Genomic DNA, 11,927 nt, shown 5'->3' with positions numbered 1-11,927 from the left:
TTAAAACAGAAGTCCCGACATTCAGTGGGGACTTTTTTATTTTTATGCAGGTAAACGACAAGATTGGTCGAATATGGAATGTTAATGTCATTTACCGATAAATGACATTGGTTTTGAAATTATTGACCAAGGATGTAGATACAATGTTCGATGAACCAATTGAACGCATAGATAGGGAAGTTGGGGAACAATCAAAGGGATTTCGTCTTCAAAAACTTCGTGCAATATCCCTTCTCCTTAGAAAAATGAAGGAGAAGCGGAATGTTGCTGTCTGTGCTGCCACAGAATTTGAAGATGATGTGTATACATTGGAAGTCAAAGAGGATGGTGTTAGGGAAACGTATACCGAAGGAGATAAGAATTACGATCCTAAGGTCTCTTTTTCTTTTAGTGCGGCTGAAGTTAGGAACTCAATAATAATTTTTCTTGATTGTTGGCTCAGTTATCAAATGTCCGACAGTCATTATTTTGGCTTTTATACAAATGTAAGGTATGGCCGGGAATATAACACAAGGAAAACTAGAAGGCTTGGAATTACTTTGCCTGATAAGCCGATCTTACAATTATTATCTCAACAGGATTATGACTATCCAAACCTTTTGCCTGCAGCAAAGGCAATAATAATAGACGAGTATGAAACTCAGTATGGTATAAATTCTAGAAATGTTGCGATCCTCAAAGCCTGGGATGACACAATGTGGAAAGATTTTTTCAATAGGATCGATTGGCAATTTGAAAAAGATGATGAGAAAAAGTTAGAGGAATTATTATTAAGTGAAATACGTGGTTTTGGGCTGGTTCAGTTATTGCCTGGAAAAGAGGAGCTTGTTCTAAGTTTACTCGAACATGAAATTGAAAAAAGACAAGCAACCAAAGATAATTACGCCCGACTTGTTCCAGCCGAATTAGTCGAAAATATCATGCTGAAGGTCGCGGGGAATGTGGCAAAAAAGTCCGACCCTGTTCATAAAATGTGGAATGAGCTTGATGAGCCTACTGACAAACGAAACTTGTCATTAAAAATTGAAGCTGTTTGCAGTAACTTCCCGCAAAGCAAATTGGGGAAGCTTGCAAGAAGAGTATCGGCTGCTAAAATTGAATTGGATCAAACCCATTATGAATTTAGTGCGGCTTTTCGTTATCGGTTATTTGAGGGATGTGAGGATAAGCTCGAAGAATTGATTCGAGTTCATCGAGATAATCCAATTACACCAGAGGTTATTGATTTTTGGATAGAACAACTTTTTTTACATTGCCGGTCTTTACTACAAGATACAAGTAAAGATTATGCATATGAGCTCCAGAATGAAACCTTGATACGCAATACAATTCTTGAATTATTTGATTCATGCTATATGAATTTTGAGGGTGAAGCTGTTGGAAGTTAAAGGGAAAAACGTTGATGTAAAGAAACGAATCATGTTCCATCTTGAAGATGATTATTATTTTATTACATATCACATTATTTATTTTCTATATACTCTAAGATGTGACAGTGAAAAAAATAGATTTAAGGATTATACAAAGTTGTCTTATATCATTCCGTTTATCTCCAATGAAAATCTACTACACATCCTTGTGCAATACAACAATAAAACTCTGCTTCCGAGCCTTGAAGAAAGGAAAAAGCTTAAGGAAATTTACATCAATAGTCGTATGAGGCAGAAACTGATTTCATCAATTATTGCTGCACTTGAAAGAAAAGAATTTATAACTCTTAGCAGAAATGATAAATCCAACACTATTGATGTGTGGATCAATGTAGAAAAGGTCGGAGATACCTTTTTGAACAATAATTTATTTCAGTATGAGATTGATAATATTATTCTCTTTCGTTCCATTTACCCCAAAATAAGGACTTTAACCTGCGGGACGCTGTTAAAGCAGATTTATGAGAACAAAGGTGTGACGGTATGGGATTTTTGAAAATAGACCAAGTTGTGTACAGTGGGAAAAATTACATCTTTGAGTCTCCAGAATTTGATACTGGTATTAACATAATTGAAGGTAAAAATGGTACAGGAAAGACAACTTTTAGCGATCTGATTTGTTATGGCCTAGGTATTTATGTTAAGCAATTTGATCGTAAAGAGAAAAAGAAGCATATTGAAATTTGTAATGACGAGGATAATTATGTTCTCCTTAGAGTTGAAATATCAAACAAAAAGTATTGTTTCAAACGTTTTTTTGGCGATAATCGAATAATAGTGGAAGACGCAAAAGGAAATGTGTCGGTTTTTTCAATTTTTAGATCTGAATCAAGCCCTGAGATATTTTCTGATTGGTTACTTTCAAAGCTTAATATTGAAGTGGTGGAAATTCAACAAGGATACAAGAAATTTAAAATTAATATTGCTGACTTATTCCGTTTGATCCATTATGACCAAAATACATCTCCCCAGCATATTTATAAGGAGCATCGTACTCCCCATAATTTCATTGCTGATTCGCTTCAAATTCGCAAAGTGATTTTCGAAATGCTTACTGGATATCAATTTAACGATTATTATTCAAAGCTCGGAAAGCTACAGTCATTAGAAAGAGAAAAAGATGCAGCCAAAGCGACTCTCGACAATTATTCTGACGTTATTTCCGAAATGGGCTATCGAACAACAGAATTAAATCCTGACCTCGTGATAGATGAATTAACTAAATTAACAGAGCAACTCAAAAAGGTTACTCTCTATAGAGAAAGTATCAAGAAAAGCCCATCGAATGTAACACATCTTCAGCGGCAGATCCAGGAACTACAAAATAAACTTTTTAATCTAGAGAATCAAATATCGCGGTATAAAAATACATATCATAGTTTATCGAATGAGATTAAAAATTTGGCTTCTCTCAAGGAGGACATGATCCTTGAGGTTACAAGTATTCAAAAAATACTTTCTACCCAAAAACATTTAAATATATTTGCCCATAATACTTGTCCGTGTTGTTTGCGGGCCATTGAAAGAGAAGAAAATCATTGTGTTTGTGGAAAACCATTAGATGATCTAGAATATGAGCGGTTTTTCTATACCCCCAAAGAGTATCTTGATATTTTAAGGTCAAAACAAAGGTCTGTATTGACAGTTGAACAAGCTATTCAATCCTGTGAAGAAGATCTGAAGAGCGTCTTGAACGAAATGAATGCCTTGGAAATTCAACGCAATGCAATAATTGAACAAATTAGAGAGTATGAGCACACTAGTGATTTTTATTCAAACGATTTTGAGTTAACGCAATGTAATGATAAAATTCTTGAACTAAAGGATCAAATTCAAGAATATGAGCAAAAACAAAAAATCTCAGAAAAGTATTCTGAACTCGACAAGGAGTTTAACTCGAAAAAGAATTTGTATGAAGGTTTAAAGCGACAAGTTTCTAGTCTGGAGGATGACTTATCTGAGGTTATCACTGCCACAGTTAGTGAATTCAATGCAATATATAATTTGTTGATGACTGATGTTGCAGACGACGTAACTGAAGCAGAGATTGATATCGATGATTATATGCCCGTAATAAATAATGGTGTGTACACTCAAGCTAGTTCCGAAGTCCAAAAAAGATTAATGTATTTTTTTACTTTGTTTAAGATGTCGCTAAAGATAAAAAACATGCCATTCCCTAAATTTTTACTAATTGATACACCTGAAAATTTGGGGATTGATAAAGAGAATCTTGACAAATGCCTCGAAAAAATTATGGATATTGAAACAAGATGTAAGCACCAAATTTTACTGACTACTGGAGTGGGGAAATACCCCAAAGGCTTTGAGAAATTTATCAAATTAAAACTTTCGGATAATGACAAGCTTTTGAAGAAGAGAAGTTAGTTTAATGAATTGCTGGAATCTATAAAATTCTACAATGAATAAGCCTATACGATGGTATCGGCAGTGATAAACTCTTTTCAGAAGAACAAGAATAATACGACAAGAAAGTATTGCCGCATAAGATAGACAAAAGTTAGTAAAGAAGAAGTGTATCAATTTTTATTTAACAAGTGTTTTTCGTCAGGGGAATATTGGGACTTGATAAGAGTGCTGCACATAAGGCACTTATGAGGATGAAAGTTAGTTAATAATTTCATTTATTAAAAATATCGTCATCCGGTGAAGGGTGGCGAGTTTTTAACTTTAGCAAGAACGTGACTTGATAATGATTTCCACCCTTGTCCTCGCATGGGCTTAGGTGGGAAAGGGGTCCTGACGTAACGTATTAAAAAAATAAAAAAAGTTGTATTCATTGCCTTTTATCCAATTGACGCTACGTTAAAAAATCCACATTATCGGGGGCAGGAAATGAGATTAGATAAAATTAATATAAAAAATTTCAGATCAATTAATAATTGTACTGTTCAAAGTGGGAAAATTTCTGCTCTTGTTGGTGAGAACAACACAGGTAAATCTGGGCTTTTAAAAGCTTTGAATGTGTTTTTTAACTATGAAAAAGAGGAGTATTCTTTACTTGAAGGGATTCATCAATACTCAAATAAAAGCTTAGTAAAAATTGAGCTCACTTTTTCAGAGGTGCCAGAAAATGATCGGTATCGGGATCTTATTAATCACGTTGAACTAACAATTAGGATGACTTATTCTTTTACTACAAAAAAGCGATCTCTGCATTGACGGTGTACAATAGTTTGTGTACCAAGAATTGGAGCCTAGTCAGGCAACAAAAAAGTAGGGTATTCTCGGGATTGCAAAAGTCACCAAGAAAGGAACCCTACACATGGCAACTATACACGAAAATACGCTCTCAGATCTATTTGAAAATCTTGTTACTGACTTTATCCAAGACAACCTGGAACGGATTATGAAAGCCGAAATCACAAGTTTCTTGGAAGGGAAGGACTCTTCCGAGTCTAACAGCCGCAATGGGTACTACAAACGTTCCCTCCACACCAAGTACGGCTATATCGAGGATTTGCAGGTGCCTCGTGATCGGAGTGGCGAGTTTCAAACCCAAGTGTTTCAGCCTTATCAGCGGCGTGACGGCTGGCTGGAGGAGGCCGTCATCCAGATGTACAAAAGCGGGATGGGTACGCGGGATGTTGCCCGTTTCATTGAAAGTATGTTTGGCAGCCACTACTAGCCTACTACCGTCAGCAACATTACATCAACCGTCCTAGAGGATATCCACCAGTGGCAGTCCAGAGCGTTAAAGAAACGTTACTCGGTTATTTACCTGGACGGCCTGTACGTGAAGCTCAAACGCAGCACGGTTAGCGGCGAAGCGATTTACTTTGCCATGGGTATCGTTGAAGATGGACATCGTCAGATTCTTGGTTTCTACGTAGGCGGTCAAGAGAGCGCTAACGGTTGGCGTGATGTCTTGAAAGACCTGTACAAGCGTGGGGCTCAAGAAGTATTGTTAGGCGTGTTTGACGGCCTCCCAGGGCTGGATGATGCATTTCGTGAAGTGTATCCGAAAGCGGATGTACAACATTGCATTGTCCATAAGGTTCGGTCTACATTCCCTAAGATTCGGGTGCAAGATAAGGCAGACTTTATCGACGATCTGAAGACGATCTACAACGCACTAGATCGGGAGCTTGCCATGGCTGCTTTCGATACGGTAAAAGCGAAGTGGGGCAAGAAATACCCGAAGGAAATCCAGTCTTGGGAGGATCAACTGCCCACACTGCTTACCTTCCACAAGTATCCTAGGTTGATCAAAGAGGCTATTTATACCTCAAATCCGATCGAACGCATGAACAAGGAATTCCGAAAGCGGCTCAGACCCATGAACAGCTTAACGAACATTGACGCAGCCGAGAAAGTTATCTATCTAGACGCAATTGACTATAACGAGCGATTCGAGAACCGCGTCATTCGTGGGTTTGGAGATCCAACGGTGAAGAAAGAACTCCTGGAGCTATTTGAAGAACGTTATCCTGTTCCTGTAGTAGAAGAGGAATAAAAATCCAGCTCCCGCGCCTTCGCTTGGGCTTCATCCTGCTCTACGGAGAATATTCAGAATATTCCAATATCTTAAAACGAATTGACTATCCATCGTTCCGATGGATAACCCTACCACCTTACACAAACTTCTTGACGCTACCAACTAATGGTCAAAATAGATGGATAGGCTACTTAACTTACTTTAAAAATCAAAAGAATAATAATATGCTTACCGGCATTGTTAGTATTATTGAACTCAAAAATGGTTTTATTATAGATTTAAACGAGAAACTAGAAATTTCAGCGGAAAGTATTGATAAAGCAATTGAGGTAAGAAATAAACTCGATGTTGGCTTTCTATAACAGTTATGAAATAAGAGAAGTCCTTAAAATCGGGAGATCCTGCAGACCAAGTCCGTATCAATCTATGCAAACAAAGAAAGGTGTGTAATCTCAACGGTACACGATAAAACACCCGTAACTGATTTAATAAGTGATGTGGTGTTTTATTGAATTTGCTCCATATAAGCCTTAAATTCTTCAGCGATTTCTTTAAACTTCGTATGGTGCAGGTAATGTGAACCTTCCATCGGAATCATCTTGCCCTGTGCGGATTGTTTGACTTGCTCCTCATGCAGTGGAACCCACATCTTATTGTTCTCGTTATTCGATTGGACGAATAGTAGCAACGGCAAATCCGAAGGGTAGGTGAGTTGTTCTCCATTTTTGAAATTGGACCCCAGGTGTCTCAACTCATTCATCATCGTTGGATTGCTGGTGACTTGATTCGAAATCAAGAGCATCTGTTCTTTCGTATGCTCATCGAATGCAAGCGACTCATATAGATCTCCGCTCCCTTTTTTGATCAATCTCATCAGACCGGATTTTTGAAGAAACTGCATCGATTTCAAAGGCAATTTAACATCCATGCCGGGTTGATTGGGAACGCTGCTATCGATGCCGACAAAAGCAAGAACTTCATCCGGATAAGTGTTCACATAGGACACTCCGTACAGTCCCGTGATGGAATGCCCCATCAGAACGTAACGATCCAGCCCCGACTGCTCCACAGCTTCGTGAATTTCGCTGACGATATTTTCTGTCGTTCGTTCTTTTTTTGTTTCGTCGCTCCATCCATAACCGAAAGGCTCGATTGCCACGACCTTGTAATGGGGAGACAAATCATCGATCAGCAATTTGAAATCAAGCGCAGGCGCCGGGGTTCCTTGTCCCGGAAGGAGGACGATAGTCGGTTCGCCGTCGCCCTGAATGAGCACATTCATTTTTTTTCCATCCACATTGACGTATTGGCCGTACAATTCGATTTTCTTTTTCTCGACCTCGTTGCTGATGGCATTAACGACAAACACGATGCCCATAAACAGTACGAGCGCACCGACAATACCTCCGATTATTTTCAACCATAAGTTCCGTTTTTTGCGGCTCCTGGTTCCATTCGTTGTTTGTATTTCCGCCGTTTGTGCCACGTTTATCTTCTCCTGCCCTTCTGTTTGTAGAGCCGCCGCAGCGGCATATCCACAGCATAGTCAACCAAGATGTACCCTTCGTGACGACAATATGAACGGAGTATGAACACGCCAAAAAAAGGGAGGCGCAACATCCCAAAGATGCAACAACCTCCCCATTTGTCACCGAGTAACGGTGGAACGCGTTATTCTGCTCGCAAAGTTAGCGGTAATGCAACGGTCATGGCCGTACCTTGGCCAGGTACGCTTTCTACGGAGATGCTGCCCTGATGGAGAGTCACAATTTGCTTGGCGATGGCGAGCCCCATGCCGCTTCCCTCTTGTTTGCGGCTGTGCGAGCGGTCTGCTTTGAAGAAACGTTCGAAAATCCGCTCCTGGTCTTCCGGAAGGATGCCAATCCCCTTATCCGAGATGCAGACGGTCACGTTTGGGGCATCCCGTTTCATGCGAACGGCGATAACCCCGCCATCATTCGAAAATTTGATACTGTTGCCGATGATGTTGGTCCATACCTGATGAAGCAGGTCATAGTCGCCCGTGATGCCGGTTTCCTCCAAATCCATGTCAAAATGGATGTCGCGGGCAGACCACTGCGGTTGGATGGCCACGATGACTCTCCGAATTTGTTCATCCAGTTGGAACGCGGTCATTCGCAATTGCTGCGTCTGCGATTCGAGCTGGCTGAGCTTCAGCAAGCCATCGGTCATGTTGGACATGCGCTTCGCTTCGGTTATGATAATCTCTATATAACGATCCCGATCCTGCTCAGCAACGTTCGCCTGTTTAAGCGCCAAGGCATATCCCGATATGGATGTAAGGGGAGACTGCACCTCATGCGATACATTGGCCACGAATTCCCTGCGCATTTGTTCAAGCTGCTGAAGATCATGCGTCATATCCTCAAAGCTTCGGGCCAGCGTGCCCAACTCCCCGGTCTGCTTAATGTTCAGCCGAACGTCGAAATCCCCGGACGCTATACGCTTGGTCGCTCTCGTCAACTTATTGATCGGTCTCACCAGAAAAATGGAGGCAATGAGGATCAACAAGCTGCCTGTAACGAGGAAGTAGGCCAAAAAAGTAAGCACCCACTGCTTGGCAAATGCAGCCGAAGGCGGAGTGCGAGGTTCTACAAACATCGCCTGGGTCCCCTCGTCCGTCCTCAAAGGCAGTCCCAGCAAAGCGGGGGCTACGCCGCCTATATGGACTTGGACGATGCCTCCATGTCGAACTTGACTTACTTGTTCCACTGTCACCGATATCGGCAATTGTCCGTCAAGCGATCCGTAAGACTGAACGAGACCCGTTCCATCGTAAATGCGGATATGGTAGGAATCGAGCTGCTTCATCCCGCTTATATAGGTATCCGCTTTGTCGGCAGGCATGGTTTCGTACAAACGGACGATATCTTGCCCAAAGTTCATCAGGAGCACTTGCGAATTTTCGTTCAATTTCTCATCGTACAGCCACACGGCAAGTGCATAAGCAGTGACCGAACCTGCAATGACCGAGAGCAGGAATGTCAGGACAACGCGGATATACAACGATTTGATCATTTGCCGGCCTCTAGACGGTAGCCCAGTCCGCGAACGGTTTCGATCCGAAAATCATCCGCCGATGCGAACCGCTCCCGCAAACGTTTAATGTGCACGTCCACCGTGCGATCATCACCCGTGTAGTCAATGCCCCAAATTTGATCGATTAACTGTTCCCGCGTATAGACTTGGCCGGGCGTGCCTGCCAGTTTGTACAACAGCTCGAATTCTTTCAGCGGCAGCGCAAGCGACTCCGTGCCGATGGTCACCTTGTATGTCTGGCGATCGAGAACGACGTTGCCCAATTGAATGAGATTGGTGGAAATAATGCGGTATCTTTTCAACAATGCTCTCACGCGAACCGTCAATTCCAATGGATCGAACGGTTTGGTCAAGTAATCGTCCGTCCCGAGTTCGAAACCTTTCACTTTCTCCCACGTTTCTCCTCTGGCCGTGAGCATCAGTAAGGGGAGATCCGGGTTCGCTCTACGGAGCTCCTTGCATAACGTCCAGCCGTCTATGATCGGCATCATGATATCCAGCACAACCAGGTCGACATGCATTCTGCCGTAAACGGCCAGCGCTTCCTTTCCATCGGTTGCCTCGACGGTTTCAAATCCATCATTACGCAAAAACAAGCACACGAGCTCGCGAATGTTCGCGTCATCGTCAACAACAAGTATCGTAGCCATGCCAACCCTCTTTCCTGGCTGTAAAGCTCCAGTGTAGAAATCGTTCATTACGATATCATACAACAAATCGTGCAACATTGCGTTACACCGCGGTACAAGCCTCTTGACTCGGTAAGGATATCAGAAATTAGTTATAAAGGCCGTAGATGAACTGGAGGGGAGCAATAGAATCAATACTTCATAACGCAAAAAGCCGCAATATACGCGGCCTTTTAAGGAGGTAGCGTTCTCGTCATCCGACACCGTCAAGAGCCACAGCCACCGGTTTAAACGGAAATTGCCCCAAAAGATTTCCATGTACCAGGTGTACCTGCGATCGTGCAGATCCAGCCCACGTTTGATCCTGCAGTCGGATTCGTGTTGTAGAAAATATCCCCTTGTTTCCACGTACCATCGATAGGCGCAGCAGTCCCGTACATGAAAGCCGGAGCCGAGGTCTCCGTAGCCCCGGTGAAAGTGTTACCGATAAGGGAAGGCAGCGGGGAAGCGCTGAGCTTGGTCAGATCGCCTGTGGTAGGATTTAGCGAAACATTTCCGATTAATGTCATTTTCTCGCGCACCTGAAAGGAGTATGATGAAGCGTTCCTAGAGACATTGCCGATCGCAATGGCATTTTGCCCGGCAAGTACGAAGTTGATCACCCCATTTTCCGCCGTGTTGAGAGCGTATATCGGGGCTTCCAGTATTCCTGCCGATACGTGTAAGCAGTTTTGCGCCGATGTCGTCTTCAATTTATTGCCCGTAAAGGAGAACCCTTTGCCGCCGCCTGGCAGCAAAGCAATGATGATCGCTTGATCTACAGCTTCGATCTCATTATTATGAATCCGCAATCCGTTGGTGTTATTGGAGTTCGCATCTGTATAAATGCCTTTGCGCACATTGCGGATCCGGTTATCTTCGATGGCAATACCATCCACATTTTTAGATATAAAAATACCGCCGCCAATCAACTTTTTGTTCACGTTGTTGATGGTGTTTCCCACTATGAGCGACTGTCTTGTATACGATACACTGATCGCGCTTTCATAATTATCGGTTGCACTGTCATTGTTCAGATTGTTAATGGAATTGTAAGCAATGGTATTTCCGTAATTCAAGTAACCGGCAGCGGTACCATGATCATCGATGCAATTCATTCTTTTAGTTGTGTCCGTAATATAACGGTCAGCCTTGCCTCCGCTATAGATGGTATTGAAAGCGGCTATATTATTGTTGCTCCCTTTATCGAAATCGATATGGGTAAGCGTCTTACCATCAAACAAACAATGCGTCACTTTATTGTATCGGGTTGCCCCGCCGGCAAACTCCAATGTGTTCCAAGAATATTCTCCTTTAAAGTAACAGTCGATAAACGTATGACCTTCGTTGTAATGGATAAAATTTTCAGTTGGAATCTGCTTTTCCCAATTGCTAAGCACGCGTATTGCAAAATCGCAACTGGATGTACCGGTTTGGATAAACCGGCATTTGCGTACCGATACGCGATAGCAGCCTCCGATGCCGCCACCCCAGCCAGGCTTTAATTCGTCTTGAGCGATCAGTGCTAGTTGCGGGCCGGAAGGATGACTGTATTCATCATTGAGCCCCGGGTCAATAAAAGATACATGATCGATAACCAAATCGCTGGAGGCGTTAACCAGTACGGCATAGCTTAGAACGTTGGCGGGTATTCGTGCGGAGCCGTTCTGGTGCAAACATAAATCTTTTATCGCGCCGTATTGAACGCCAACCATATCGATCATGCCCCGATATAAATATGTACTTCCCCAGCCGCTGGTGGCGAAAGCTTTGATAACGCTTACATTTCCCTCTCCGTGCAGAACTACATGGGAAGCCATTACAAGCGGTGAACTGATCATATACGTTCCGCCGGGTATGTATACGGTGCCGCCGCCTTTTGTTGAGGCCATATTGATGGCAGCCTGAATACTTGCGGTATCATCTGTTGTTCCGTCACCCAACGCGCCATGATCTTTTACGTTTACGACACACATGTGGTCAAGACGATTCATAATGCTTGCGATTTGCGCCTGCGCCTCTGTACAGCATGAATCCAGGCCGCCTCCTCCGTAGACCGAACTGGTAACGCTTCCATGAAAATCCGCAGCTTCGACCAAGCCTGGAGCCATTAAAGCCCGGGACCCTAAAGCGATTCCGGCGATGCCAAGCGATGCCAGAAGCGTCCTCCGGTTCATCCGTAAGCTCTTCTTCGTGTTCTCTGTGTTCTCTGTCTGCTCTGCTATCTGCAGATCCGCTAAGTCAGCCATAAAATACCGCCTCCTGAAATTGGTGAACCGGTAGGCCGGTTCTTTAGAGTGGATTGCCGTT

Annotated in this window: 8 protein-coding genes and 1 pseudogene; 5 read left to right on the top strand and 4 right to left on the bottom strand. The window is 42.7% G+C overall.

Annotation, left to right across the window (positions count from 1 at the left end; genetic code table 11):
• Positions 1-143: 143 nt before the first annotated feature.
• The 5 genes and pseudogenes from PV433_RS14365 to PV433_RS14345 all read left to right on the top strand — a co-directional run bounded on the left by PV433_RS14365 (position 144) and on the right by PV433_RS14345 (position 5,907).
• Positions 144-1,388: a hypothetical protein gene (locus tag PV433_RS14365; protein WP_332072777.1), complete on the top strand. Its 1,245-nt coding sequence runs from the start codon at positions 144-146 to the stop codon at positions 1,386-1,388.
• Complete coding sequence (locus PV433_RS14360) at positions 1,378-1,926, top strand: hypothetical protein (RefSeq protein ID WP_332072776.1); 549 nt, start codon at positions 1,378-1,380, stop codon at positions 1,924-1,926. Before PV433_RS14365 ends, PV433_RS14360 begins: the two co-directional genes overlap by 11 nt.
• On the top strand, positions 1,914-3,818 hold the full coding sequence (locus PV433_RS14355) for a hypothetical protein (protein ID WP_332072775.1): 1,905 nt from the start codon (positions 1,914-1,916) through the stop codon (positions 3,816-3,818). Before PV433_RS14360 ends, PV433_RS14355 begins: the two co-directional genes overlap by 13 nt.
• Positions 3,819-4,286: 468 nt before the next feature.
• Complete coding sequence (locus PV433_RS14350) at positions 4,287-4,613, top strand: AAA family ATPase (protein WP_332072774.1); 327 nt, start codon at positions 4,287-4,289, stop codon at positions 4,611-4,613.
• Between the two features lie 103 nt (positions 4,614-4,716).
• Positions 4,717-5,907 (top strand): annotated as a pseudogene (locus tag PV433_RS14345) (IS256 family transposase).
• A 487-nt stretch (positions 5,908-6,394) separates the two neighbouring features.
• On the opposite strand, the gene PV433_RS14340 reads toward PV433_RS14345, so the two are convergent.
• The 4 genes from PV433_RS14340 to PV433_RS14325 all read right to left on the bottom strand — a co-directional run bounded on the left by PV433_RS14340 (position 6,395) and on the right by PV433_RS14325 (position 11,866).
• Positions 6,395-7,375 (bottom strand): alpha/beta hydrolase, encoded by a 981-nt coding sequence (locus tag PV433_RS14340; RefSeq protein ID WP_332072773.1) that lies wholly within the window; start codon positions 7,373-7,375, stop codon positions 6,395-6,397.
• 185 nt (positions 7,376-7,560) lie between these two features.
• Positions 7,561-8,928, bottom strand: a complete 1,368-nt coding sequence (locus tag PV433_RS14335; RefSeq protein ID WP_332072772.1) for a sensor histidine kinase — start codon at positions 8,926-8,928, stop codon at positions 7,561-7,563.
• A complete protein-coding gene (locus PV433_RS14330) occupies positions 8,925-9,599 on the bottom strand; it encodes a response regulator transcription factor (protein ID WP_332072771.1) in 675 nt (224 codons plus the stop codon). Before PV433_RS14330 ends, PV433_RS14335 begins: the two co-directional genes overlap by 4 nt.
• A gap of 266 nt (positions 9,600-9,865) precedes the next feature.
• Positions 9,866-11,866 carry a glycosyl hydrolase family 28-related protein gene (locus PV433_RS14325; protein ID WP_332072770.1) on the bottom strand — a complete coding sequence of 667 codons (2,001 nt, stop codon included), beginning with the start codon at positions 11,864-11,866 and terminating at the stop codon, positions 9,866-9,868.
• Between the last annotated feature and the right edge of the window lie 61 nt (positions 11,867-11,927).

Source organism: Paenibacillus sp. GYB004 (assembly GCF_036577605.1).
Taxonomy (GTDB): Bacteria; Bacillota; Bacilli; order Paenibacillales; family NBRC-103111; genus Paenibacillus_AB; species Paenibacillus_AB oceani.
This window is presented reverse-complemented; position numbering and strand designations above follow the sequence as displayed.

Coding starts and splice junctions, on each gene's coding strand:
- PV433_RS14330 (WP_332072771.1), bottom strand. CDS start 9,599: ATGGCTACGATACTTGTTGTTGACGATGACGCGAACATTCGCGAGCTC.
- PV433_RS14355 (WP_332072775.1), top strand. CDS start 1,914: ATGGGATTTTTGAAAATAGACCAAGTTGTGTACAGTGGGAAAAATTAC.
- PV433_RS14350 (WP_332072774.1), top strand. CDS start 4,287: ATGAGATTAGATAAAATTAATATAAAAAATTTCAGATCAATTAATAAT.
- PV433_RS14325 (WP_332072770.1), bottom strand. CDS start 11,866: ATGGCTGACTTAGCGGATCTGCAGATAGCAGAGCAGACAGAGAACACA.
- PV433_RS14335 (WP_332072772.1), bottom strand. CDS start 8,928: ATGATCAAATCGTTGTATATCCGCGTTGTCCTGACATTCCTGCTCTCG.
- PV433_RS14365 (WP_332072777.1), top strand. CDS start 144: ATGTTCGATGAACCAATTGAACGCATAGATAGGGAAGTTGGGGAACAA.